This is a genomic window from Actinomadura rupiterrae, assembly GCF_024172125.1.
Taxonomy (GTDB): Bacteria; Actinomycetota; Actinomycetes; order Streptosporangiales; family Streptosporangiaceae; genus Spirillospora; species Spirillospora rupiterrae.
Genome location: NZ_JAMZEA010000007.1, coordinates 587,527 through 611,803, shown reverse-complemented (window position 1 = coordinate 611,803; position 24,277 = coordinate 587,527). Strand labels below are relative to the sequence as shown.

At 72.7% G+C, this 24,277-nt stretch carries 19 protein-coding genes and 2 tRNA genes; 16 read left to right on the top strand and 5 right to left on the bottom strand.

All coding sequences use genetic code 11. The annotated features are described in order from the left end of the window. The first annotated feature begins 22 nt into the window (after nucleotides 1-22). The 5 genes from FHU30_RS27150 (at nucleotide 23) to FHU30_RS27130 (ending at nucleotide 4,720) form a co-directional block, all read left to right on the top strand. Nucleotides 23-1,108, top strand: coding sequence for an NAD-dependent epimerase/dehydratase family protein (locus FHU30_RS27150; RefSeq protein ID WP_253879546.1), 1,086 nt, complete (start codon nucleotides 23-25; stop codon nucleotides 1,106-1,108). Between the two features lie 200 nt (nucleotides 1,109-1,308). After that, nucleotides 1,309-2,088, top strand: a complete 780-nt coding sequence (locus tag FHU30_RS27145) for an ArsR/SmtB family transcription factor (protein ID WP_253879544.1) — start codon at nucleotides 1,309-1,311, stop codon at nucleotides 2,086-2,088. 89 nt (nucleotides 2,089-2,177) lie between these two features. Next, a complete protein-coding gene (locus FHU30_RS27140) occupies nucleotides 2,178-2,864 on the top strand; it encodes a hypothetical protein (protein ID WP_253879543.1) in 687 nt (228 codons plus the stop codon). An 82-nt stretch (nucleotides 2,865-2,946) separates the two neighbouring features. Continuing rightward, nucleotides 2,947-4,134, top strand: a complete 1,188-nt coding sequence (locus FHU30_RS27135) for a serine hydrolase domain-containing protein (RefSeq protein WP_253879542.1) — start codon at nucleotides 2,947-2,949, stop codon at nucleotides 4,132-4,134. Between the two features lie 193 nt (nucleotides 4,135-4,327). Further along, nucleotides 4,328-4,720 (top strand): nuclear transport factor 2 family protein, encoded by a 393-nt coding sequence (locus FHU30_RS27130; RefSeq protein ID WP_253879541.1) that lies wholly within the window; start codon nucleotides 4,328-4,330, stop codon nucleotides 4,718-4,720. Nucleotides 4,721-4,876: 156 nt separating this feature from the next. Here the strand turns inward: FHU30_RS27130 and FHU30_RS27125 are convergent, their stop codons facing one another. After that, nucleotides 4,877-8,014, bottom strand: coding sequence for a UPF0182 family membrane protein (locus tag FHU30_RS27125; protein WP_253879539.1), 3,138 nt, complete (start codon nucleotides 8,012-8,014; stop codon nucleotides 4,877-4,879). A 212-nt stretch (nucleotides 8,015-8,226) separates the two neighbouring features. Here FHU30_RS27125 and FHU30_RS27120 point away from each other — a divergent pair, with 212 nt between their 5' ends. The 4 genes from FHU30_RS27120 to FHU30_RS27105 all read left to right on the top strand — a co-directional run bounded on the left by FHU30_RS27120 (nucleotide 8,227) and on the right by FHU30_RS27105 (nucleotide 10,583). Further along, nucleotides 8,227-8,766 (top strand): PPA1309 family protein, encoded by a 540-nt coding sequence (locus FHU30_RS27120; RefSeq protein ID WP_253879537.1) that lies wholly within the window; start codon nucleotides 8,227-8,229, stop codon nucleotides 8,764-8,766. 153 nt (nucleotides 8,767-8,919) lie between these two features. Next, nucleotides 8,920-9,372, top strand: a complete 453-nt coding sequence (locus tag FHU30_RS27115; protein ID WP_253879536.1) for a molybdenum cofactor biosynthesis protein MoaE — start codon at nucleotides 8,920-8,922, stop codon at nucleotides 9,370-9,372. A gap of 27 nt (nucleotides 9,373-9,399) precedes the next feature. Continuing rightward, complete coding sequence (locus FHU30_RS27110; RefSeq protein ID WP_253879534.1) at nucleotides 9,400-10,446, top strand: YlbL family protein; 1,047 nt, start codon at nucleotides 9,400-9,402, stop codon at nucleotides 10,444-10,446. Between the two features lie 60 nt (nucleotides 10,447-10,506). Then, nucleotides 10,507-10,583 (top strand) — tRNA-Met (locus FHU30_RS27105). 80 nt (nucleotides 10,584-10,663) lie between these two features. On the opposite strand, the gene FHU30_RS47245 is transcribed toward FHU30_RS27105, so the two are convergent. Continuing rightward, complete coding sequence (locus tag FHU30_RS47245) at nucleotides 10,664-11,803, bottom strand: PucR family transcriptional regulator (RefSeq protein ID WP_253879533.1); 1,140 nt, start codon at nucleotides 11,801-11,803, stop codon at nucleotides 10,664-10,666. A 138-nt stretch (nucleotides 11,804-11,941) separates the two neighbouring features. On the opposite strand from FHU30_RS47245, the gene FHU30_RS27095 reads away from it, so the two are divergent. Then, nucleotides 11,942-12,868 (top strand): proline dehydrogenase family protein, encoded by a 927-nt coding sequence (locus FHU30_RS27095; protein WP_253879530.1) that lies wholly within the window; start codon nucleotides 11,942-11,944, stop codon nucleotides 12,866-12,868. 142 nt (nucleotides 12,869-13,010) lie between these two features. Then, complete coding sequence (pruA, locus tag FHU30_RS27090; RefSeq protein WP_253879529.1) at nucleotides 13,011-14,642, top strand: L-glutamate gamma-semialdehyde dehydrogenase; 1,632 nt, start codon at nucleotides 13,011-13,013, stop codon at nucleotides 14,640-14,642. 64 nt (nucleotides 14,643-14,706) lie between these two features. Here the strand turns inward: pruA and FHU30_RS27085 are convergent, their stop codons facing one another. Next, nucleotides 14,707-15,927 (bottom strand): cytochrome P450, encoded by a 1,221-nt coding sequence (locus tag FHU30_RS27085; protein ID WP_253879527.1) that lies wholly within the window; start codon nucleotides 15,925-15,927, stop codon nucleotides 14,707-14,709. 74 nt (nucleotides 15,928-16,001) lie between these two features. Here FHU30_RS27085 and FHU30_RS27080 point away from each other — a divergent pair, with 74 nt between their 5' ends. From FHU30_RS27080 to FHU30_RS27070, 3 genes are all read left to right on the top strand, one after another. After that, nucleotides 16,002-16,703: a TetR/AcrR family transcriptional regulator gene (locus FHU30_RS27080; protein ID WP_253879522.1), complete on the top strand. Its 702-nt coding sequence runs from the start codon at nucleotides 16,002-16,004 to the stop codon at nucleotides 16,701-16,703. Next, nucleotides 16,681-16,757: transfer RNA gene (locus FHU30_RS27075), tRNA-Met, on the top strand. Before FHU30_RS27080 ends, FHU30_RS27075 begins: the two co-directional genes overlap by 23 nt. Nucleotides 16,758-16,929: 172 nt before the next feature. Further along, a complete protein-coding gene (locus FHU30_RS27070; protein ID WP_253879521.1) occupies nucleotides 16,930-17,295 on the top strand; it encodes a DUF3054 domain-containing protein in 366 nt (121 codons plus the stop codon). Nucleotides 17,296-17,388: 93 nt separating this feature from the next. Here FHU30_RS27070 and FHU30_RS27065 read toward each other — a convergent pair whose 3' ends face one another. Next, nucleotides 17,389-18,285 carry an alpha/beta hydrolase gene (locus FHU30_RS27065; protein WP_253879519.1) on the bottom strand — a complete coding sequence of 299 codons (897 nt, stop codon included), beginning with the start codon at nucleotides 18,283-18,285 and terminating at the stop codon, nucleotides 17,389-17,391. A 419-nt stretch (nucleotides 18,286-18,704) separates the two neighbouring features. Here FHU30_RS27065 and FHU30_RS27060 point away from each other — a divergent pair, with 419 nt between their 5' ends. Then, entirely contained in the window at nucleotides 18,705-20,354 is a 1,650-nt protein-coding gene (locus FHU30_RS27060; protein WP_253879517.1) for an AMP-binding protein, read from the top strand. A 192-nt stretch (nucleotides 20,355-20,546) separates the two neighbouring features. Continuing rightward, entirely contained in the window at nucleotides 20,547-23,486 is a 2,940-nt protein-coding gene (locus tag FHU30_RS27055; RefSeq protein ID WP_253879515.1) for an AMP-binding protein, read from the top strand. 19 nt (nucleotides 23,487-23,505) lie between these two features. Here the strand turns inward: FHU30_RS27055 and FHU30_RS27050 are convergent, their stop codons facing one another. Next, entirely contained in the window at nucleotides 23,506-24,204 is a 699-nt protein-coding gene (locus FHU30_RS27050) for a L,D-transpeptidase family protein (RefSeq protein ID WP_253879513.1), read from the bottom strand. Between the last annotated feature and the right edge of the window lie 73 nt (nucleotides 24,205-24,277).

Sequence of the window (24,277 nt, the reverse complement as noted above, 5' to 3'; positions counted from 1 at the left end):
ACACAGAGAAGGGGGAGCCCCCGTGGCAACGGGCAAGGTTCGCCCTCGGCGTAGCAAGGGCCCGGTCGTCGCCGTCACCGGCGCGGCGTCCGGAGCGGGGCGGCTGCTGGCCGCCAGGCTCGCCGAGCGCGAGGAGATCCGCAAGGTCGTGGCCGTGGACGGCCACCGCGGCGACGTGCCGGGGGTGACCTGGCGGGTCGTGGACATCCGTGACCCGCTGCTGTCCAACCGGCTCTCGGACGTGGACGTCGTCGTCAACCTCGACATCGAGCGGTCCCCCGACGCGGACGCCAAGGAGCGCCGCACGCACAACGTCCGCGGCGCGCAGACCGTGGTGACGGCCGCCGCGGCCGCGCGGGTGCGGCGCGTCGTGCTGGTGACCAGCGCGATGGTCTACGGCGCGGTCGCGGGCAACGAGGTGCCGCTCCGCGAGGACGCGCCGCTGCTCGCCGAGGCGAACACCTCCATCGCGGGCGACTACCTGGAGATCGAGGACCTCGCCGCGTCCGCCGCCGGGACGCACCCGGGGCTGGAGGTCACGGTCGTCCGCCCGGCCGCGCTCGTCGGCCCCGGCGTGGACACCGTGGTCACCCGGCACTTCGAGGCGCCGCGCCTGCTCACGGTGAAGGGCAGCGAGCCCGCCTGGCAGTTCTGCCACATCGAGGACCTGGCGTCCGCGCTGGAGACCGTGGTGATCGAGAACCTCGCCGGGCCGGTCGCGGTCGGCTGCGACGGCTGGCTCGGTATGGAGGAGGTCTCCGAGATCACCGGCAAGCGCGGGTTCGAGCTGCCGGCGGCGGTGACCTTCGGCATGGCGCAGCGCCTGCACCGCCTGGGCATGACCCCGGCGCCCGCCACGGACCTGCACTACGTCGCCTTCCCGTGGGTCGTGGACGCCGCGCGCCTGCGCGCCGCCGGGTGGAAGCCCGCCTACGACAACGCGACCGCCCTGCTCGTCCTGATGGAGGAGACCGCGGGACGGCATGCCGTCGTCGGACGCCGCGTGGGCGGCAAGGAGGCGACCATGGCCACCGCCGCCGGAGCCACCGTCGCCGCGATCGGCGCGGCCGCCGCGATCCGCCGAGCCCGCCGCCGCCGACGCGTCTGACCAAGCCCTGCCCAGCGCGCCCCGGCCGAGGCCGCGTCCGCCGCGCCCGCCGCGCCCGCCGTGCCCCGACCGAGCCCGCGTCCGCCGCGCCCGCCGCGCCCCCGCGGTTGGCGCGGGCGATCGCTTGAAATGCAGCCATCTGGCTGCCTATAGTGAACCCTGATAGGCAGCCGGATGGCTGCATGTTCGAGGATGGTCCCATGGACGACGAGGTGTTCAAAGCGCTGGCGGACCCCGTGCGCCGCCGCCTGCTGGACCGGCTCAACGAGCGCAACGGCCAGCGGCTGAACGAGCTGTGCGAGGGGCTCGACATGGCCCGGCAGTCGGTGAGCAAGCACCTGGCCGTCCTGGAGGCGGCCCGGCTGGTCACCACCGCCCGCCAGGGCCGGGAGAAGCTGCACTACCTGAACGCCGAGCCCGTCAACGCCATCGCCGACCGCTGGATCAGCCGGTACGACCGGGGCAGGGCCGAGGCCCTCGCCGACCTCAAGACCGCATTGGAGCAGACGCCGATGAACGGCACGGACTTCGTCTACACGACCTACATCCGCACCACGCCCGAGCGGCTCTGGCAGGCCCTCACCGACCCGGCGTTCACCCGCCGCTACTGGGGCGTCGAGTTCGACACCGACTGGAAGCCTGGCTCGCCCATGGTCTGGAAGGGCGAGGGACCAGGAAACTCCGACCCCGACCAGGTCGTCCTGGAGGCCGAGCCGGGCCGCCGCCTCTCCTACACCTGGCACACCTTCACGCCCGACTGGGCCAAGGCAGTCGGCATCGACGAGCAGACCCTCGCGGTCATCGCGGCCGAACCCCGGTCCAAGGTCACCTTCGACATCGAGCCCCTGGACGGGAAGGTCAAGCTGACCGTCACCCACACCGCCACCCAGGGGAGCAAGGTCCTCACGATGGTCGCCGAGGGCTGGCCGAGCATCCTCTCCGACCTCAAGACCCTCCTGGAGACCGACGCCCTGACCTGAGCGCGCCCGCGGCCCCGGGCGGGGCATGGTCTCCGGCGCGCGCTGGGGCCGTCCCTGACCTGGGGAAGCGGGTCCGTGAGAATGGGGGGATGGAAGCTTCGGGGGGACGGCTTCGGATGGCCCGGGACGAGGACGAGGTCACGGCCGCCAGCTGGGTGGTCGGGGCGATGGGGGAGTTCGGTTCCGGGGTCCGGGGCGTGATGCCTGCGATTTTCGAGGCTTATGCGCGGATCCTGCATCCGGCCCTGTCGCCGGGGGAGCGGCCCGTCCGGTGGGCGGAGATCGGGCGTGACGTGGGGCGGGAGGTGCGGGCGCAGACCCGGTTCGGGGAGCTCGTCGAAGGCACGTTCTCCGCGCTCTGGGACGAGTGGCCCCGCGTCGGGGAGTTTCCCGCCGATCAGCTGCCGGCGCTGACGGGGCTCCTCAGCCGCTTCACCGGGACGCCCGATCGGTGCTGGTTCTGCCTCTGGGACGGCTGGGACTGGATTCCCGAGGAGGCGCTCGCCTCGGCTCCGCGCGTCCGGCTGCCGCATCGGGACTACCTGCTCTACGAAGGCCCGGTGGACGCCGCGGCCGAGTTCGGGCAGCGCGGAGAGGACTACTTCTTCCCGCAGTCGCCGAACCTGTTCTGGCCCGACGACCGCGCCTGGTGCGCGGCGACCGAGATCGACCTCGACTCGACCTACGTGGGCGGGACGGTCGAGCTCGTCGAAGCGCTGCTGGACGACCGGCGCTTCGAGGTGCTCCCCGCCGTCCCGGATGATCCCCTGGCGTGAGGTGAAGGCTGGCTCCGGCGGGTGACGCCCGTCCGGTGCTCGGGTTTCTAGTTTGGGCTCCTCGCGATCTTTAGGAGCTCAGATGCTGAACGGGAAAAGCGCACTCGGCGGCACGCTGGCACTGGCCATCGGAGGATCTCTTGCGCTGGGCGCGCTGGTGAGCGGGACGGCTCATGCCTCGTCCGGCCGGTTCGCGGCGGCGACGTCGAAGGCGCCGAGCGGGCCGCTTCAGGACGCGCTGGACCAGTTGACCAAGGCCGACGGCGCGCCCGGTGCCTTGCTGGAAGCACGCGACCGCCGAGGCCGGACGGCCCTGACCAGCGGCGTGGCGGACGTCCAAAACGGCGCGCCGATGCGTTCCGGTTCGAGGTTCCGGATCGGCAGCATGACGAAGATGTTCACGGCGACCGTGATGCTGCAGCTGGTGGGGGAGGGACGCGTCGCGCTGGACGCGCCGGTGGAGCGCTACCTGCCGGGCGTCGTGCGCGGGGCCGACAACGACGGGCGGGAGATCACCGTCCGGCAGGTGCTCCAGCACACCAGCGGGCTGCCCGACTACGTCGCCCTGCTGGACCAGAAGGACATCGTCGCGCACCCTCTGGCCCACCATGACGCCCGCGACCTGCTGAACCTCGCGCTGTCCCGGCCGCGGACCTTCAAGCCCGGCGACGGCTGGCGCTACTCCAACACCGGCTACCTGGTCGCAGGGATGATCATCGAGCGGGTGACCGGACGGCCGTACGGCGCGGAGGTCCGCCGCCGCGTCATCGCGCCGCTCGGCCTGCGCGACACCTCCGTCCCGGGCGACCGGACGGAGATCGCGGGCCGGCACCCGCGCGGCTACGTCCGGCCGAGCCCGGACGGCCCGCTCGTGGACATCACGTCCTTCAACCCCTCGGTCGCGGGGGCCGGGGGCGGGATGGTCTCCAGCACGCGCGACCTCGACCGCTTCCTGGGCGCGCTCGTGCGCGGCAAGCTGCTGCGCCCGGCCGAGCTGCGGCAGATGATGGCGACGCGTCTCACCGGCGACTCCGGCGGACGCGCCTACGGGCTGGGCCTGGAGAGCAGGGAGCTGCCGTGCGGCGGCCTGTACTGGGGGCACAGCGGCGACATCTTCGGCTTCCAGACCATGGGCGGCGCCACGTCCGACGGCCGGCAGGCGAGCGTCATGGCGAACCTCGACCCGGGCGGCTCGCGCGCCCAGTCGCGCGACATGCGCACCGCCCTGGAAACCGCCCTCTGCACCCCCACCCCGCCCGCCACCCACTAGCCACCGCCTCCCAGCGATCCAGGACCTCCACCGTTCCACAGCCCCCGCGGTCCCGAGGAGTCCCGCGGGATCGAGCAGTGCTGCGGGCGTGGGGGCCTGCCGGGGTGGAAACCGGGCCGGGCGCGGAACCCTGCGGGGGTGGGGTACGTTGTGCGGGTCGTAAGCGTATTTCGTACACCTACGAAGGTGGACCATGGGCATCCGCAGCGAGCACGACCTGTCCGAGTTCCTCGTCACCTACACGCGCGACATGGTCAGTCCGGACACCGACCCGGGGGAGGTGCTCGACCGGTTCTTCACCCCGGACTTCGAGTTCCGCGCCGACGGGCTCGTCATCGACCGCGACCGGATGATGGCGCACGTCAAGCCGATGCGTAAGCGCGTCGCATCGTCCGACCAGGTCTCCCTGGACGTCCACGAGGCGCTCGTCTCCGGCGATCGGATCTCCGCCCGCTACACCCTGCGCGCCGCGCTCCCGAAGGGGCCGGACTTCGCCGGCGAGATCTACATGTTCGGCCACCTCGCCGAGGACGGCCGCATCCGGCGCATCGACCAGACCACCAGAGACCTGGCCGAGAAGCCCTGACCGCCTCTCGCTCTGCTCGCGAACGCGCCGCAAGGAGAGCGGCGTCCGGCCCGCGCGGTCGCAACTGCGGGGAGGGCTGCACCCGGCCGCGCGGACGGACTCGCGCGGGGACCGGCGCCCTCCCTGCGCGGACTGGTCCATGCGGGCCGGCTCGGGCTACTTGGTGGCCGCGGTGAGGGCGTCGCGGGCGCGGACGACGCGGTTCCAGGCGTCCTCCATGCCCTTGAAGTCGCGCGCCGCCGAGGACTTGTTGTAGTCATCGACGGCCTTCGACAGGTCGCCGAGCGCCTTCTGGGCCGCCGGGGAGAGCTTGCCGTTCCCCGGTTGGCCCGGTTGGCCCGGTTGGCCGGGCTGGCCCGGCTGGTTGCCGGGGGACTGCGGCGGGCTCGAACCGAAGAGGTTGCCCAGCGCGTTCTGGAGCAGGTCGGGGCCCTGCACCTTGTCCGAGCGGCTGGCGAAGGACACGCGGTCGCCGTACTTCACCAGGACGGCCAGCAGCGTCGGGTAGGGTGCCTGGTTGCTCTGCGTCGTCTGCGAGTAGAGCGGCTCGACGTAAAGCAGGCCGCCCGCGAAGGGCAGGGCCAGCAGGTTGCCGAGCTTGGTCTCGGTGCCGCCGCCCCGGGTCGGGAACAGCAGGGCGCGGATGTCCTTGTCGTTCTCGAACGCCTGCTGCACCTGGCCGGGGCCCTGCGGGCGCGGCTGGCCCGGCTGGTCGGCCGTGGGCATCTCCAGCAGGCGCAGCCTGCCGTAACCCGCGTCGCCCGGATTGGAGTCGGCCGTGAGGAACGCCGACAGGTACCGCTGCCCGCGCGGCGTGTACACCGACGTCAGCGAGAACCGCGGCGGCCCGAACTGGTCGCCCGCTCCCTGTCCGCCGCCCGTCACGTTCGGCTGCCCGCTGGGCTGGCCAGGTTGCGCTCCCGGTTGCGTGCCCGGCTGCCCGGTCGGCGTCATGCTCGGCCTCGGACTTGGCGAGGCACTTGGCGAGGCGCTTGGCGAAGTGCTGGGCTGCGTCGGGGGCTTCGCGCCTGGTGGCGCGGGCTGGGCGCCGGGTTGGGGGAGCTGCGGCTGGGCGCCGGGCAGCTTGGGCATACGGAGGCTCAGGTAGTACGGCGGCTGGGTCTTGCCCTTGTTGGCGGGGGACGGGTCCTCCGGGACGTCCCAGAAGCCCTGGCCGCCGTAGAACGCGTCGGCCTGGGTGACGTGGTACTGGGCCAGGACGCGGCGCTGGACCTTGAAGAGGTCCTCCGGGTAGCGCAGGTGGTCGAGCAGCTGCGGCGGGATCTTGGACTTCGGCTCGACCGTGCCGGGGAACACCTTCATCCAGGTCTTGGCGATCGGGTCGCGGTCGTCCCAGAGGTAGAGGTGGACGGAGCCGTCGTAGGCGTCCACGGTGGCCTTGACCGAGTTGCGCAGGTAGTTGATCTTGTGGTCGGCCTGCTTGGCGACCGCCGAGCGGGTGTCGGTGATGGTGTCGCGGGTGGCGTCCTGCAGGCCGAGGGTCTGCGAGTACGGGTAGCCGTTGGACGAGGTGTAGCCGTCGAGCACCCACTGGATGCGGCCGCCGACCGCGACCGGGTAGGGGTTGCCGTCCAGCGTCAGCCAGGGCGCGGCGCGGTGCACGATCTCGCGCGGCGTGCGGTGGTAGAGGATCCGGGCGTCCTTCTTGATCGCGCCGGACAGCAGCAGGTTCCAGTCCTGGAACTCGGCGGCGAACAGCGTGCGGTTCACCGCCGAGTCGATCGGCACGCCGCCGTCGCCGTGGTAGGTGGTGTTGACCTGCTGCGCGCTGTCGGACGGGTCGGGGTGGTCGAACTCCTTCTGCCCGCGGCCGCCGACGACGGAGTAGTCGGTCGTCCGCTCGCCGAAGTAGATCTGCGGCGTGCTGACCGGGTTGCCCGAGACGTCCTTCTGCGGGATGTCGCGCTGCTGGAAGTCGGGTGTGCCGTCGGCGGTGAGGCGCTCGCCGGGCGCCCGGACGAACCCGTAGCCGTGCGTGTAGATCAGCCGGTCCTTGACCCAGCTGTTCTGGCCCTTCGGCGGGCCGGACAGCTCCCGGACGGCGACGACCGAGTCCTCCAGCCGGTTGCCGACCTGGTAGCGGTCGACGTCGAGGGTGTCGGGGAACCGGTAGAACTCGCGGATCTGCTGGAGCTGCTGGTAGGTCGGGCTGACCACGGCCGGGTCGAGCAGCCGCACCCCGGACAGGTCGCGCGCGTCGGCGGCGAGCCTGCCCTGGTCGCTCTCCGGACGGGCGCCGTACGGTTCGAGCGTCACGCCGTCGACACCGTAGGCGGCGCGGGTCGCGTCGATGTTGCGCTGGATGTAGCGGCGCTCCTTGTTCTGCTCGTCCGGCTTCACCTGGAAGCGCTGGATGAGCAGCGGGTAAAGCCCGCCGATCAGCACCGCCGACAGCACCAGCAGGATCAGGCCGACACCGGGCAGCGCCATGCCGCGCCGAACCAGGTTCGAGAAGAACAGGAACGCGCACACGAGCGCGATGACCGCGAGGATCGTCTTGGCGGGTAGCAGCGCGTTGACGTCCGTATAGGACGCCCCTGTGCGCACACCCCGTTCGCTATGGACGAGGCCGTACCGGTCGAACCAGTAGGCGAACGCCTTCAGCAGCACGAACAGGCCGATCAGCACTGACAGGTGCGCGCGCGCCGCCGGGCTGACCTTGTCGCCGGGCCCCTGGAGCCGCAGGCCGCCGTACAGGTAGTGCACCATCACGGCCGCCAGCACCGACAGGATCACGGTCGCGAACACCACGCCCAGCACCAGCCGCAGGAACGGGTAGGTGAAGACGTAGAACGACACGTCCTTGTGGAACTGCGGGTCCTTGACGCCGAAGCTGGTGCGGTTCAGGAACGCCAGCCAGGTCTGCCACCGCCCGGCCACGGACGCGCCGGTGAGCACGCCGAGCAGCAGCAGCGCCGCGGCCGTGACGATCCGGCGGCGCGGGTCGATGATCACCCGGTACCGCTCCAGGCCCTGCTGCTCGACCGACAGCGGCCGGTAGGCGGGCCGCAGCCGGTGCGCGACCGCCATGTTCACCCCGACGACCAGCGCCATCAGCAGCCCGCCGCCGAAGAACAGCGTGGTGCGCGCCCACAGCTGCGTGGTGTACACCGACGACATGCCGACCGACCGGTACCAGAGCAGGTTGGTCCACACCGAGGTGACGATCATGAAGGCGATCACCAGGACCGCCAGCGCCACCAGGGTCGGCAGCAGCAGCCGGGACCGGCCGGCGCCGAGCCGGCGACGGATCCCGGGAGTCCGGAAGGTCAACGGGGCCCCTCCGTTCAGGTCGCGCCCCCACCGGCATCCCCCGCCGGTGCTGTCCTAGAAACCTATCGACTGGCCCGGTGGTTCCCGCATGTCCGCGCCCGATTGTGGATAACCCGGTTCGCCGCCCCGCCCCCGGCTCCGCTCCGGCCCGTCCCCGGCGCGTTCCGGACGCGGCGTCCGACGCACGCGGGCGGACGCGGGAAGATGGGGCGGTGAGCCATCTCGAAGAAGTCGTCCTGGACCTGGAACGCCACGCCGCCGAGCAGGGCTGGGACACCGCGCCCAAGCTGTACGCGCTGGTCTACGGCAGTGAGATCCGCACCACCGAGCCCGAGCTGGCGGCCGAGCTGGGCCTCGCCCAGGACCCGGGCGAGGGCGACACGCTCGCCGCGCTGGAGCAGCCGGAGCTGCCCTCGCAGGCGTCGGTGGAGGACGCGCTGGCGACCATCGCGTGGCCGGACGCCGTCGCGGGCTGCGCCCTGGTCATCGAGCGGGTCGTGCTGCCGCCGGAGGCCGAGGAGGAGATCCCGGCCGACCCCGCCGAGGCCGCCGCGTTCGCCGCGGGCCACCCGGGCCGGGAGGACGTCCGGATGATCGTCGGCGTGCTGCGCGACGGCGAGCGCCACTCCGCGCTCCGGCTGCGCCGCCACGACCTGGACGACGAGGTCCTCGCGGGCCCCGACCTGGTGCCCGCGCTGGCCGACGCCCTCGCCGCGACCCTCGAACCCGACGTCCCCGACCACGACGCCTGACACGCCTCACCACGACGCCTGAACCGTCCCGCGCGGGCGCGCGTGGGCCCGACCGCTTCGCGCGGGCGCGCGGAGGGCCCGACCGCGACGCCTGGGCCGCTTCGCGCGGGCGCGCGCAGGGGATCGAGCGGGTGGTCGAGTAGGCTGCGTCGGGTGAGCGAGGCCACCCACTCCCCAGAGACCTCCGGCGTCGTGCGGCTGTGCGAGGTGCGCGGGACGCCGCTGTCGGTGGACGAGGTGTTCGCCGCCGTCCAGGACAGGGCGGCGGGCGGCACCGCGGTGTTCGTCGGGACGGTCCGCGACCACGACCACGCGCGCGAGGTCAGCGGACTGTCCTACAGCGCCCATCCGACCGTGGAGCAGGAGCTGCGCCGGGTCATGGAGAAGGTCGCGGCCGACTTCCCGGTGCGGGCGATCGCGGCCGTGCACCGGGTCGGCGACCTGGAGATCGGCGACCTGGCCGTGGTGGTGGCGGCGTCCTGCCCGCACCGCGCCGAGGCGTTCGAGGCGTGCCGGCGGCTGATCGACGACCTCAAGGCCGAGGTGCCGATCTGGAAGCACCAGGCGTTCGCCGACGGCGGGGACGAGTGGGTCGGGGCCTGCTGAGTCCGCGCGTGGCCTAGGCTTTCGGGCATGTCTCGTCGTGCCGTCACGCTCGCCGTCGCGAGCGCGCTCGTCCTGGTGCTGGTGGTCGTCGGCGCCGTCCTGCCGGTGCCGTACGTCGCGCTCATGCCCGGCCCCACCACCAACACGCTGAGCAACAACGACAAGGGCGTGCCGCTCGTCCAGATCGAGGGACGGCAGACCTACCCCGACAGCGGGAACCTCAACTTCACCACCGTCACCTACCGGGGCGGCCCGGAGGCGCGGATCGACCTGTTCACCGCGCTGCGCGGCTGGCTGTCGTCGGACACCGCGATCGTGCCCGAGGAGACGATCTTCCCCAAGCACGAGTCGCAGCAGCAGGTGGACGCCGAGAACACCCGCCAGATGCAGGACTCGCAGCAGAACGCCGAGGCCGCGGCGCTGCACGAGCTGGGCATCGCGGTCCCGACGCGGGTCGTGGTCAACTCCGTCCAGCAGGGCAAGCCCGCCGCGGCGCAGCTCAAGCCGAACGACGAGATCACGGCGGTGAACGGCGTGAAGACGGGCACGGTCGCGCAGGTCAAGGCCGAGATGAACAAGGTCGGCGTGGGCGGCAAGGCCGCCCTGGACCTGCTGCGCGACAACAAGCCAGCGAAGGCCGCGCTGACGACCGTCGCGGGCCAGGACGGCAAGCCGGTGGTCGGCATGGTCCTCTCGGAGGACTACAAGTTCCCGTTCAAGATCAACATCAGCGTCGGGGACGTCGGCGGGCCGAGCGCGGGCCTGATGTTCTCGCTGTCCATCGTGGACAAGCTGACCCCGCAGTCGCTCACCGGCGGCAAGTTCATCGCGGGTACCGGCACGATCACCCCGGAGGGCCAGGTCGGCCCGATCGGCGGCATCGGGCAGAAGATGATCGCGGCGCGCCGCGCCGGGGCGACGATCTTCCTGACCCCGAAGGACAACTGCGCCGAGGCGCTGGGCGCGCGCCCGAAGGGCCTGCGGCTCGTCCGCGCGGACACGCTGCACGGCGCGATCCAGTCCCTGGACGCTATCAATTCCGGCAAGGGCGACGTCCCCGCCTGCTCGAAATGACGTCGTCCCGCGTAACCGATTTGGTCCATCCCCGTTCATGCTCTAGAGTTGAGACATCGCCGCGGGGTGGAGCAGTTCGGTAGCTCGCTGGGCTCATAACCCAGAGGTCGCAGGTTCAAATCCTGCCCCCGCTACCAGGTTCGAAGGCCCGGAGTCAGAAATGGCTCCGGGCCTTCGGCATTTCACCCGATTTTCCCGCCCGGTGATCGAAAAGCGGTCAGCGTCCGAGATGCGGGGCGATGGTCAGGGCCAGGTGCAGCGTCAGGCGGTCGCGCCCGTCCGACAGGGACAGGCCGGTGATCTCCTCGATGCGGCGCAGCCGGTGGTACAGCGTCTGCCGGTGGACGTTCAGCGCCCCCGCCGTCGCCTGGACGCTGCCCGCGTGGTCGAGGTAGGCCAGGGCCGTCCGCGCGAGCTCGGCGTGCTTCGGCTCAAGGAACCGGGAGATGCCCGGCGTCAGGACGGTCTGGCTCAGCGAGTCGTCGTCGCCGAGCCGCAGCAGGCGCAGCGCGCCGAGATCGGACCAGGAGCGGGTCGTCCCGCCGGACGCCCGGGCGGCCACGCGCGCCCGCAGCCAGCCCTCGCGCACGCCCGTGAGGTCGGGGCAGGGGTCGGACAGCCCGGCCCCCACCGGGCCGGATCCGCGCTCCTCCAGCAGCCGGCGCGCCCGCGCCACGATCGTCTCGGTCGCCGGGATGTCGTGCGGGATCGCCAGCACGTGATCGCGTTCCCACGTCGTCGTCAGGACGGACCGGGGCAGCAGCCAGGGGTTCAGCGGCTGCGGCTCGGCGTCCGGGGTGCGCAGGACGGCCACGACGACCGGCGCGTCCAGCACCTCGCCGAGCGCCGCGGCCGCGGCCGTCCGCACCTCGGTGTGCGCGGACAGCAGGTCGGCGAGCTGCCAGCCCAGGTCGGCGCGCTCGCGGGACTGCCGCGCCATGAGCAGCCCGGCGCGCTCGGCGAGCGGCGCGGCGCTGGCGAGCAGGCCGTCGCCGATGCGGCCCTCGTCGTCCAGCAGCCACAGGTAGCCGTAGGTCACCGACCGCCACCGGACGGGCAGGCAGAGCCGTCCGAGCACGCCCGCCGCCGGATCGGCCGGGATGCGCACCGGCCCGGTCGCGCGCGCGATGCCGAACCGCTCGAACCGGTCGCGGACCTCGTCGGTGGCGCGCCGGTTCAGGATCGAGTCCATCCGGACGGGGTCGATGGCCCCGCCGTGCGCCGCGTACGCGACGAGGTGGAAGTCGCGGTCCTCCAGCGTCGCGGGCGCGCCGAGCAGGTCGGCCACCAGCTCGGTCAGCTCCTGCAGGTCCCCGGAACCGGCCACCGCCACCCCCTCGTACAGATGTATGAACACCGGACGTCCACCATGTGGCATTCGACTATATCCGTGCAGGTCAGACGGGCCTAACGTCGAGGTGAGGGCACCTGTCGCCGCACCCGGCCGACGCGCCCGCCATGTCAATGCCGACTGGTAGGAAACCGGAGGTCCAGCGTGCTCGCTCCACTTCTCCTCGCGGCCGCGCGCAGCGCGCGGATGCGCGGCCTGATCACCTCCGTCCCGCTCACCCGGAGCGTCGTGGACCGGTTCGTCGCCGGGGAGGACCTCGGCGCGGCGATCCTGGCCATCCAGGAGCTCACCGGGGACGGCCTGAAGGTCACCCTCGACCACCTCGGCGAGGACACCGTCGACCGGGCCCAGGCGGACGCCACCCGCGACGCCTACCTCGACCTGTTCAGGGCGCTCGCCGCCGAGGGCCTGACCGTCGGCGCGGACGCGTCGCTGAAGCTCTCCGCGCTCGGCCAGGCGCTGCCCGGGGACGGCGAGCAGATCGCCCTGGACAACGCCCGCGCGGTCGCCGCCGCCGCGGACGGCCTCGGCATGACGGTCACCCTGGACATGGAGGACCACACCACGGTCGACTCCACCCTCGGCATCCTGCGCGAGCTGCGCGCCGACTTCCCGGCGACCGGCGTCGCGATCCAGGCGATGCTGCGCCGCACCGAGGGCGACATCGCCGACCTGTCCGGCCCCGGCTCGCGCGTCCGCCTGGTGAAGGGCGCCTACGCCGAGCCCGAGTCGGTCGCCTACCAGTCCAAGAAGGACGTCGACCGGGCCTACGTCCGGTCGCTGAAGGCGCTGATGGAGGGCGCGGGGCACCCGATGGTGGGCAGCCACGACCCGCGCATCATCGAGATCGCGCTCGACCTGGCGCACCGCAACGGCCGCAAGCCCGGCAGCTACGAGTTCCAGATGCTCTACGGCATCCGCGCCGGCGAGCAGCGCCGCCTCGCCGAGACGGGCGAGGACATGCGCGTCTACGTCCCGTACGGCTCCGACTGGTACGGCTACTTCATGCGCCGGCTGGCCGAGCGCCCGGCCAACCTGGCCTTCTTCCTGCGCTCCTTCGTCTCCCGCTGACCATCCCCCTGCCGGACCGGCCGCATCCCGCCCCCGCGGCCGGTCCGGCCCCGCCACTCCGGCTTTGCGGGGCCGAGGCACGACCCCGCCCCGCGACTCCCGCCGCCCCCGACCCGACCCGCGATCACTTCCAGGAGGTCCCATGGACGCCGTGACCAACGTCCCCGCGCCGGTGAACGAGCCGGTCCTCGGCTACGCGCCCGGCAGCCCCGAGCGGGCCCGCCTGGAGGCGAAGCTGGCCGAGCTGCAGGCGCAGGCCCCGATCGACCTGCCGATGACCATCGGCGGCGTGAAGCGGCTCGGCGCGGGCGAGAAGGCCCAGGTCGTCCAGCCGCACAAGAAGGCCGCCGTGCTCGGCACCTTCGGCACCGCCACCCAGGACGACGCGCGCGACGCGATCCAGGCCGCGCTGAAGGCCGCCCCGGCCTGGCGCGACCTGTCCTTCGACGACCGCGCCGCGATCTTCCTGCGCGCCGCCGACCTGCTGGCCGGGCCGTGGCGCGAGACGCTCGCCGCCGCGACCATGCTCGGCCAGTCCAAGACCGCGCAGCAGGCCGAGATCGACAGCTCCTGCGAGCTGATCGACTTCTGGCGGTTCAACGTGCACTTCGCGCGCCAGGTCATGGCCGAGCAGCCGGTCTCCTCGCCCGGCGTGTGGAACCGGTCCGACCACCGGCCGCTGGAGGGGTTCGTCTACGCGATCACCCCGTTCAACTTCACCGCGATCGCCGCGAACCTGCCGACCTCGGCCGCGCTGATGGGCAACGTCGTGGTCTGGAAGCCGTCCCCGACGCAGACCTACGCGGCCGTGAAGACCATGGAGCTGCTGGAGGAGGCCGGGCTGCCTGCGGGCGTCATCAACCTGGTCACCGGCGACGGCGTCGCCGTGTCGGAGGTCGCGCTCGCGCACCCCGAGCTGGCGGGCATCCACTTCACCGGCTCCACCGCGACGTTCCAGCACCTGTGGAAGACCGTCGGCGCCAACATCGGCGGCTACCGCACCTACCCGCGGCTCGTCGGCGAGACCGGCGGCAAGGACTTCGTGGTCGCGCACCCGTCCGCCGACCCGGCCGTCCTGAAGACCGCCCTGGTCCGCGGCGCGTTCGAGTACCAGGGGCAGAAGTGCTCCGCCGCCTCGCGCGCCTACGTGCCGCGGTCGATCTGGGAGAGCGGCTTCCGCGAGGAGCTGGCCGCCGAGGTCGACTCGCTGACCATGGGCGACGTGAACGACCTGTCGAACTTCATCGGCGCGGTCATCGACGAGCGCTCGTTCGCCAAGAACAAGGCCGCGATCGACCGGGCGCAGGCGGACCCGAAGGTCGAGGTCGTCGCGGGCGGCACCTACGACGACTCCGAGGGCTACTTCGTCCGGCCGACCGTCCTGGTGTCGGACGACCCGGAGAACGACATCTTCCGCACCGAGTACTTCGGCCCGATCCTCGGCGTGCACGTCTACGAGGACGACCGGTACGAGGAGATGCTCGCGCAGATGGAGTCGGTCTCGGCGTACGCGCTGACCGGCGCCGTGATCGCGAACGACCGGGCCGCCGCCGCGCGCACCGCCGAGGTGCTCCGGTTCGCCGCCGGCAACTTCTACATCAACGACAAGCCGACCGGCGCGGTCGTCGGCCAGCAGCCGTTCGGCGGCGGGCGCGCGTCCGGGACGAACGACAAGGCCGGTTCGATCCTGAACCTGCTGCGCTGGACGTCCCCGCGCTCCATCAAGGAGACGTTCGTCCCGCCGACGGACTACCGGTACCCGCACATGGGCTGACCCCCGCACACGGGCTGATACCCGCACATGGGCTGAGCCGGCCAGGGCGCGAACCGCCCGTGCGTCACCCGCGCCTCGGGGGACCGCCGAGGGACGCGGGCAGCGACACCCAGCCCCGGGTGAAGGGAGACATGATCCTCTTCGCCCGGGGCTGGTCCACTTCCACATCCGGATGCGCCGCGAGCAGCTCCTCCAGCGCGATCCGCGCCTGGAGCTTCGCCAGGTGCGACCCGATGCAGAAGTGCACGCCGCTCCCGAAGCCGAGGTGCCGCGGGATCTCGCGGGTGACGTCCAGGACGTCGGCGGACGGCCCGAACTCCCGCTCGTCCCGGTTCGCCGCGCCGTAGAGCATCATCACCTTCTCCCCGGCGGGGATCTCGACGCCGCGGATCGTGACCGGACGCGTCGTCGTCCGGCCGAGCGCCTGCGCCGAGCCCTCCATCCGCAGGAACTCCGCCAGCGCGTTCGGGATCAGCGCCGGATCGCGGGCCAGCAGCGCCCGCTGGTCGGGGTACCGCGACAGCAGCGCCACGGCGTGCGAGATCAGGTTCCCGGTCGTGTCGTTGCCGCCCGCTACCAGGACGAAGCAGAAGCCGAGGACGTCCCAGTCGGTCAGCTTCTCGCCGTCCGCCTCGGCCGCGGTGAGCGCGCTGATCATGTCGTCGCGGGGCGCGGCCCGGCGGTCGGCGACCACTTGGCCGAAGTACTCGAACATCTCCGCGACGGCCTGCACGGCCGGGCCCTCGGTCATGTCGAAACCGCGGTCCTGGAAGGTCGTCAAAGCCGTCACCCAGGGGCCGAAGCGCTCCCGGTCGGCCTCCGGGACGCCCAGCAGCTCGGCCAGGGCGAAGGTGGGGAGCGGCGAGGCGAAATCCTGGTGCAGATCGACGGTCTCGCCGTCCGCCTCGCGCTTCTCGATCTCCGCCAGGCGCGCCCGGACGAAGGCGCGCAGCGCGGTCTCCATGGCGCTCGTCCGGCGCGGGGTGAAGCCGTGGCTGATCAGCCGCCGCAGGACGGCGTGCCGCGGCGGGTCGAGCATCACGATCGTCGGGGCCAGGCCGAGCTTGCCGATCTCGTCCTCGTAGAAGGTGAGGCCGCTCGCGGACGAGAACGTCTCGTGGTCGCGGACGGCCGTCCAGACGTCCTCGAACCGCGACAGCGCCCAGAACGGCGGATCGGTGTGCCGGTGGACGGGGTCGTCGTCGCGCAGCCGCCGGTACGCGGGGTAGGGGTCGGCCTGGAACGCGGGGTCGAACGGTGCGTAGACGTCGGTCGCTTCGGTCATGCCGGGCCTCCCGGATCGCTCACGGCGCGTGTCTAACGGCCCCCGTTATTAACGCCTTCCGTTAATATCACCGCATGCCCAGGGACGCAACGGACACCCGCGACCGCCTGCTGCGCGCCGGAGCGCGCCTGTTCGCCGAGCGCGGCGTCGACGCCGCCCGCACCCGCGACATCGTCGCGCTCGCCGGGCAGGGCAACGACTCGGCGATCACCTACCACTTCGGCTCCCGGCGCGGCCTGCTGGAGGCGATCCTGCGGGACGGCGTCGCCCGGATGGAGCCCGCCCGCGCCGCCGCGCTGCCCGGCCTCGACGCGTCCGACCCGCGAAGTGTCGTCGCGGCCGTCGTCGAGCCGCTCGCCGCCGAGCTGCGCACCGCGCGCGGCCGCGACTTCCTCCGCGTCGTCGCGCAGGTCGCGGGGCGCTCGGGCGTCCGCGAGCAAGCGCTGCCCGCGCTGATCAAGGACACCGCGCTCGCCGGGCAGCTCGCCGTCCTGGAGGACGCCTGCCGGGCCGTCCTGCCGGAGCCGCTCGCGCTCGAACGCGTCGCGCTGTTCATCGCGTTCCTGACGGCCGCGCTCGCCGACCGCACCGTCCGCGTCGGACCGGACGGCGAACCCGACCCGGCCCGCCCCGGCAGGACGCTGCTGGGGCACGACGACTTCGTCCGCGATCTCGTCGATGGACTGACCGCCGCGCTGACGGCGTATTCCAGTTTGCCTAAAGAACCGGCACCCCATAGAGTTAAGACATCGCCGCGGGGTGGAGCAGTTCGGTAGCTCGCTGGGCTCATAACCCAGAGGTCGCAGGTTCAAATCCTGCCCCCGCTACCAAGGTCAAAGGCTCGGTGTTCACGAGAAATCGCGAACACCGGGCCTTTTTCGTGCGCGTCGTGCGCGTTTTCTCCGCGCTTTTCCGCGTTCCGCGTTCCGCGTTCCGCCTTCCGGCGCCGCGGGCGGACCGGGGCGGTGCGGCCGATCCGGAGGGGCGCACTAGCCTGGGCTTATGCGGAATGTGGCAGGGGCGGCGATCGCGGACGCCGTGTGCGTGCTGGTCTTCGTCGCGATCGGGCGCGCGTCCCACGACGAGGCGGGCAGCGTCACCGGGTTCCTGAACACGGCGTGGCCGTTCCTGGCGGGCGCGCTGATCGGCTGGCTCACCACCCGCGCCTGGCGCGCCCCGGCGGCGCTCGTGCCGTCCGGGCTGGGCATCTGGATCGCGGCCGTCGCGGGCGGGATGCTGCTGCGCGTCGCGTCCGGGCAGGGCATCGCGGTCGCGTTCGTCATCGTCGCGACGCTGTTCCTCGGCCTGGTGCTGCTCGGCTGGCGCGTCCTCGCGTCCCTCCTGACCCGCCGCGCCCGCACCGCCTGATCCGCCGCGCCCGCACCGCCTGAAACGGCGCTCTGGTGGGCGGCCCGGACGCTCGGGGGAGGACGTCCGGGCCGCGCATGCGTCCTCGGGGCGTCAGGCGCCGAGGACGCGCATCAGGGTGGGCCAGCAGCGGTGCAGTTCGCGCTGCCAGTACACCCAGCTGTGGGTGCCGTCCTCGTAGAGGTGCGTCGTGACGGGGATGTGCAGCTGCTTCAGCCGGGCCAGCAGCGGCTTGGTCGTGTACCAGCAGAACGCCTCGGCCGGGTCGGCGAGCTGCGCGTTCTTCGGGTCGAGCGGGCCGCGGCGGCCGTTGCGGGCCACCGAGATGTGGAGCTTGGTGCCGCGCAGTCTCACGGCCTGGCTGACCGGGTCGTGCGCGGCCCACACCCCGCGCTGGAAGGCTGGATTGCCCCACATCGCGTACTTGTCCGTGAACGGGCCCAACCCCGTGAGGCCCGTCATCAGGACTTCCGGCGCGCCCGGGGTGAGCGTCGAGCCGAACGGGCTGAACGCGCCCGCGTAGCGGAACATCCCGGGATGCCGCGCCGAGTAGATCAGCGCGCCGTAGCCGCCGGTCGACTGGCCGACCACCGCGCGCCGCCTCCCCGCCCGGTACCGCTCCTCCAGCAGGACGCGCAGCTCGGTCAGGTGGAAGGTCTCCCAGGCCGGCGTGCCCCCGCGGCCGTAGTTCCACCAGTCGGTGTAGCCGCCCGCGTACCCGCCTTCCGGCATGACCACGATGACGTCGGAGCGGTCCGCGAGCTCGGCGATGTCGGTGTTGCGCGTCCAGGCGTCGTAGTGGCAGTTGCCTCCGTGCAGGACCCAGAGGACGGGCCAGGTGCGTTCGGCCGTCCGGGACCAGCCGCGGGGGAGCAGCAGCCGGACCTTCAGCGACCGGTGCATCGCCGGGGACGCGACGGTCAGGTCCACGGCGCGTCCGCCGACCCGCTTCTCGGACGTGACCCGCGCGGGCGCACGAGTCGTCCCCAAGGGGAGTCGTGACCGGGACGCCGCCGCACAGGCGGACGGCTCGGTCCACAGGCCACTGCCCAACGCGACCCCCGCGCTGAGGCCGGTGGTGCGGCAGAAGGCGCGCCGGTTCTGCATACGGCTTTCCGATCCTGGCATCTCGCGCGCCGGAACGGGCACGCGAAGGGGTGGAGGTGGAACGGGGCAACGCGGTCGGGGCGGAACGGGACGGAGCGGTCGAGACGAAGTGGCGAGACCGTAACAACCAGGCGGAACGCGCCGGTACGGCGGAACGTGAGTTGTTTTCGGGGAACGTTGTCACCTCGCGCACAAACCCGGGAGGCGGCCGTGCTGTACCTGTTGACGCGGAAGCCCGGACGCTGGTGAAGTTACCCACGAGTCACGTGGGTGACCGGGAGAAAGCGCATAAGGGGAAACCGATGGCATCCGCACTGCGGGACTGGCTGGACAAGCCGAACACCGGACGCGGCATCAGCCTGGCCACCGACGACGGCGGCTGGGACCACCGCGACTACGGCCGGCTGGCGTCCGCGGCGCGGCGCACCGCCGGTGCGCTGATCGAGGCGGGCGTGCGGCCCGGCGACGTGGTGTGCGTCGTGCTGCCGACCGACTTCACCTGCGTGGAGACCTACTTCGGCGTGTGGGCGGCCGGCGCGACGGTCTGCCTGGTCACCCCGCCGCTGTTCCAGGACGGGGACGACTACGTCGCGCACGTCGCGGCGATCCTGCGGCAGGCGGAGCCGGTGCTGACCATCGCGTCCGCCGACCTCGCGCCGCTCGCCGCCCGCGCGATGGCCGACGCCGGCATCGAGGGCGAGCCGTGGCTGCCGCGGCAGGCCGAGACCGAGGCGGACGTCCAGCCCGCCGGCGAGCTGGCGATCCTCCAGTTCACCTCCGGGTCGTCCGGGGCGCCGCGCGGCGTCATGGTCACCTGGGACAACCTGGAGGCCAACTGCGACCTGATCGCGCGCAGCGCCGGGTACGTGGACGGCGACGAGGTCGCGTCCTGGCTGCCGCTGTACCACGACATGGGCCTGATCGGCTGCTTCCTGACGCCGATCGCGAAGCAGGGCCACCTGAAGCTGATGCGGCCGGACCACTTCATCCGCGACCCCGCACGCTGGATCCGCTGCTTCGCGACCGCCGCGCACACCGCCGCGCCGCCGTTCGCCTACGCCTACTGCGCGCGCCGGGTGAAGCCCGAGCAGCTCGAAGGGCTCGACCTGTCCGGCTGGAAGATGGCGCTGATCGGCGCCGAGCCGATCGACCCGCACTCGCTGGAGGTCTTCGCCGAGCTGCTGGAGCCGTTCGGGTTCCGGCGCGAGGCGTTCAAGCCCGCCTACGGCATGGCCGAGACGACGCTGCTGGTCACCATGGACCACCCGTGGCGGCTGCCGCTGGCCGTCCGTCCGGACCCGGCGTCGCTGTCGTTCGGGCAGCCGGTGAGCATCCTGGAGCAGCACGAGCTGGGCGAGGCGTCGCGCGGCGCGAAGTCGGGCTGGATCGTCGGCTGCGGCCACCCCGAGGAGGACGTCCCGGTCCAGATCCTGGACGACGACGGCAACGAGCTGGCCGAGGGCCTGCTTGGCGAGATCGTCGTCGGCGGGCCGTCCGCCTGCCCGGGCTACTACGCGGGCGCCGAGGGCAAGTCCACCCGGTTCGCGGACGGCAAGGTCTACACCGGCGACGCCGGCTTCTTCCACGAGGGGCGGCTGTTCGTCCTCGGCCGGATGGGCGACAGCATCAAGGTGCGCGGGCGCTCGGTGTACGTCGAGGACCTGGAGGCGCGCATCGCCGAGGTCACCAAGCTCGGCAAGGGCCGCATCACCGTCACGGCCGTGCCCGGCGCGGGCCAGAAGGGCCTGGCGCTGTTCGCCGAGACCAACGACGACGCGTGGGCCGCGGACGTCCGCGAGATGCTGCGCCGCCGCGTCGGCGAGGACGTCGAGGTCACCATCATCGTCGGCTCGGGCCTGATCCAGCGCACCTCCAGCGGCAAGCCGCGGCGCCGCTACATGTGGGAGCAGTTCCAGGCGGGCCGCATGCCCGCCGCCCGCCGCCTCGACTGACCCTTTCCGACCGGCTTGCAGCCCGGCGAGCGCCCGTGCGCGCTCGCCGGGCTTCGCCGTTTCCGACCCGCCGGTACTCGGGTGACGCGTGCTGACCCTCCGCAGATCATCAAGTCACGCCCCGGATATGATCGCTTGTTGATAAAACTGTCGATAGCGGTAAACATGGCGTGACCCGGCGGAAGGTCGACGATGCCCCCTGTTGCGAGATCGCTGCTCCGGCTCGGGGCGCGGCTGGGCTCCACCGCGCAGAACGCGCTGGAGGTGGCGCGGTTCGGCGGGCTGGTCACCGACGAGGACGCGTCGCCGAGCGAGATCGTCGCGCGCCGCCCGACCTATCGGCTGCGCCACTACTTCCCCACCGAGAGGGAAGACGACAAGCGCCCCGTCATGCTGCTCGTCCCGCCGCTGATGATCACCGCCGAGGTGTACGACATCTCGTCCCGGGTGAGCGCGGTCGCCGAGCTGCACCGGCTCGGCGTGGACCCGTGGGTGGTCGACTTCGGCGCCCCCGAGCGCGAGCCCGGCGGGCTGGAGCGGACGGTCACCGACCACGTCGTCGCGGTGAGCGACGCGATCGACCGGGTGCGCGCCGCGACCGGACGCGACGTCCACCTCGGCGGTTACTCGCAGGGCGGCATGTTCGTCTACCAGACCGCCGCCTACCGGCGGAGTCGCGGCATCGAGTCGATCGTGACGTTCGGCAGCCCGGCCGACACGTCGGTGGCGCTGCCGTTCGGCCTGCCGAGCTGGATCGCGACCGACGCCGCCGGGCGCGTGCCGGACGTGCTGCTGCGCAACTTCGACGTCCCCGGCTGGGTGACCCGCACCGGGTTCCAGCTGCTCAGCCCGGTCAAGTCGGTGCGCAGCCGGCTGGACTTCCTGCTCCAGCTGCACGACCGCGAGGCGCTCGCGCCGCGCGAGCGGCAGCGGCAGTTCCTGGAGCGGACCGGCTTCGTCGCCTGGCCGGGCCCGGCGCTGGCCGAGTTCGTCCGCCAGTTCATCCAGCACAACCGGATGCTGACCGGCGGGTTCGTCATCGGCGACCGGCTGGTCACGCTCGCCGACATCACCTGCCCGGTGCTGACGTTCGTCGGCGAGGTGGACGAGATCGCGCCGCCGCCGATGATCCGCGGCATCCGGCGGGCCGCGCCGCGCGCCGAGGTGTACGAGGTGTCGCTGCGCGCCGGGCACTTCGGGCTCGTCGTCGGGTCGCTGGCGATGGCGCAGACCTGGCCGACCGTCGCCGAGTGGGCGAAGTGGCGGACGGGCGCGGCGGACCTGCCGTCCTCGGTGACGCGGGTGAACGGCGACGAGGGCGCCGAGTCGCCCGCGCCGCCCGGAGGCGCCGCCGGGTACGGGCTGAACCTGGCCGTCGGGATCGGCGCGAACACGGTCCGGTCCGCGTTCCGGACGGCGTCGCGCGCCGTCCACGGAAGCCGGTCGCTCGCGCACGAGGCGACGCAGAACCTGCCGAGGCTCGCGCGGCTGGAACGCATCCAGCACGACACGCGCATGTCGCTCGGCCTGCTCCTGGACGAGCAGCACGACCGCGCCCCCGAGGACGTCTTCTTCCTCTACCAGGGACGCGCCTACACGCAGGACGCGGCGAAGAAGCGCATCGACGCCGTCGTCCGGGGCCTGGTCCACATCGGCGTGCGGCAGGGGGACCCGGTGGGCGTCCTCATGCACACGCGTCCGACCGCGCTCGCGCTCGTCGCCGCGCTGAGCAGGCTCGGCGCGGTCGCGGTCCTGCTGCGCCCGGACGGCGACCCAGCGCGGGAAGCGGCCCTCGCCGGGGCCACGCGCGTCATCACCGACCCGGACAACGCGCCGGCCGCGGCCCGGCTCGGGCTGCCCGTCCACCTGCTGGGTGGCGTGCAGACCCGCGGCGACGCGCCGGACATCCCGGACATGGAGCAGATCGACCCGGACACGGTCGCGCTGCCCGCCTGGTTCCGCGCGAACCCGGGCCGCGCGGGCGACACCGCGTTCGTGGTGTTCGCCGGGGACGGCGAGCACACCCGCGCGAACCGGATCACCAACCGGCGGTGGGCGCTGTCGGCGTTCGGCACCGCGTCGTCCGCGGCGCTGTCCCCGGCCGACACGGTCTTCTCGATCACGCCGCTGCAGCACCCGTCCGCGCTGATGATGTCGCTGGGCGGCGCGGTCGCGGGCGGCTCGCGGCTGGCGCTCGCGTCCGCCTACGACCCGGAGACGTTCTGGGACGAGGCGCGCCGCTACGGCGTGACCGTCGCGTCCTACACCTGGACGCTGCTGCGCGAGCTGGTGAACGCGCCGCCGAACCCGGCCGAGCGGCACCACCCGGTGCGGCTGTTCATCGGGTCCGGGATGCCGCGCGGGCTGTGGCGGCGTGTGGAGGAGCGGTTCGCGCCCGCGCGCGTGCTGGAGTTCTACGCGTCCACCGAGGGCGGGGCCGTGCTGGTCAACCTCAGCGGCAAGAAGCCGGGCTCGCTCGGCCGCCCGCTGCCCGGCAGCACCGACCTGCGGCTCGCCCGCTACGACCTGGAGAGCGGGCGGCTCGTCGAGGGCCCGGACGGGTTCGCCGAGGAGAGCGAGCCGGGCGAGATCGGCATGCTGCTCGCCCGCGTCCGGCCGGAGAGCGTGGCCACCGGGCGGCGCCCGCTGCGCGGCGTGTTCGCGCCCGCGGACGCCTGGACCGTCACCGGCGACCTGTTCCGCCGCGACGAGGGCGGCGACTTCTGGCTGGTCGGACGGGACGCCGAGCTGGTCCGCACAGCCGACGGGATCGTCCCGCCCGGCCCGGCCCGTGACGCGCTCGGCGACCTGCCGCAGGTGGACGCGGTCGCGGTCTACGGCGTCCCGGCGGGCGACTCCGAGCTGGTCGCCGCCGCGATCACGCTGTGCCCGGGCGCCGACCTCAAGCCGGTCGACCTCGCCGAGGCGCTGCTGCGGGTCGAACCCGACCTGCGCCCGGCCGTCGTCCGCGTGGTGGACGCCATCCCCGTCACGCCCGGCCACCGCCTCGACCCGCGTCCGCTGCGCGCCGAGGGCGTGCCGGAACCGGGCGCGGGGGAGACGTACTACCGCGACTCGTCCGGCGCGTACCGGCGCCTCACCGCGACCGCCCGCCGCCGCCTGCTCCGCTGATAACGCCGACGACGGCCCGCTAGTGAATGTGGACGGGTTCGCCGTTCCGGACGAGGCCGGGGACGAGGTCGGCGGTGTGCATGGGGATGCGGACGCAGCCGTGCGACGCGGGCTCGCGCGGCACGTCCAGCGAGCCGTGGATCGCGAAGCCGCTGTAGAAGTACAGCGGCCGGTACATGTAGCCGAGCCGCGACCGGTGCCAGCCGGGGAACCTGCGCGTCACGCGGAAGTCGCCTCGGGGCGTCCGGGCGAAGCCGCAGCGTCCGTCCTTGCAGTAGTGCTGGCCCGAGCCGGTCGAGACGTGCGAGATGAGCGCGACCTTGCCGTCCTTGTAGACCACGAGGATCTGGTGGCGGATGTCCACGTCCACGTGCGCGCGCGAGCTGTCGTGGGTGAGCCGGCGCGGCGCCTTCGGATGCGCGAGCGCGTGCACGAGGCGGTCGTCCGGCTTCCCGGTCGGCGGCAGGCCGTTCACCTCCTCGAACGCCCAGACGGCGTCCTGGGTGAAGCCGCTGTACACGCCGTCCGCGGGTCCGGGGTCGTAGTGCAGCGCGATGAGCCGCAGCTGGACCGCGCGGATGTCCACCTTCTGGCGATGCGGGCGCGGCTTGGCGGCGCGCACATGCGCCGGCGCCCGGACGGGGACGACGTCCAAAGGGGGAAGGGGAAGGGAGGCGGTGACGGCGGAGGCGGCAGCGAGTGCGAGACCGGCGAGCATAGGCGGGAGGCTAGGCCCGCCGCGTCGCGCAGGCGTCCGGTAACACCGATCGGGCATGAGGCTTTACCGCGGC

Coding starts and splice junctions, on each gene's coding strand:
- FHU30_RS27145 (WP_253879544.1), top strand. CDS start 1,309: ATGGACGACGAGGTGTTCAAAGCGCTGGCGGACCCCGTGCGCCGCCGC.
- FHU30_RS27140 (WP_253879543.1), top strand. CDS start 2,178: ATGGAAGCTTCGGGGGGACGGCTTCGGATGGCCCGGGACGAGGACGAG.
- FHU30_RS27135 (WP_253879542.1), top strand. CDS start 2,947: ATGCTGAACGGGAAAAGCGCACTCGGCGGCACGCTGGCACTGGCCATC.
- FHU30_RS27130 (WP_253879541.1), top strand. CDS start 4,328: ATGGGCATCCGCAGCGAGCACGACCTGTCCGAGTTCCTCGTCACCTAC.
- FHU30_RS27110 (WP_253879534.1), top strand. CDS start 9,400: ATGTCTCGTCGTGCCGTCACGCTCGCCGTCGCGAGCGCGCTCGTCCTG.
- pruA (WP_253879529.1), top strand. CDS start 13,011: ATGGACGCCGTGACCAACGTCCCCGCGCCGGTGAACGAGCCGGTCCTC.
- FHU30_RS27085 (WP_253879527.1), bottom strand. CDS start 15,927: ATGACCGAAGCGACCGACGTCTACGCACCGTTCGACCCCGCGTTCCAG.
- FHU30_RS27080 (WP_253879522.1), top strand. CDS start 16,002: ATGCCCAGGGACGCAACGGACACCCGCGACCGCCTGCTGCGCGCCGGA.
- FHU30_RS27070 (WP_253879521.1), top strand. CDS start 16,930: ATGCGGAATGTGGCAGGGGCGGCGATCGCGGACGCCGTGTGCGTGCTG.
- FHU30_RS27060 (WP_253879517.1), top strand. CDS start 18,705: ATGGCATCCGCACTGCGGGACTGGCTGGACAAGCCGAACACCGGACGC.
- FHU30_RS27055 (WP_253879515.1), top strand. CDS start 20,547: ATGCCCCCTGTTGCGAGATCGCTGCTCCGGCTCGGGGCGCGGCTGGGC.
- FHU30_RS27050 (WP_253879513.1), bottom strand. CDS start 24,204: ATGCTCGCCGGTCTCGCACTCGCTGCCGCCTCCGCCGTCACCGCCTCC.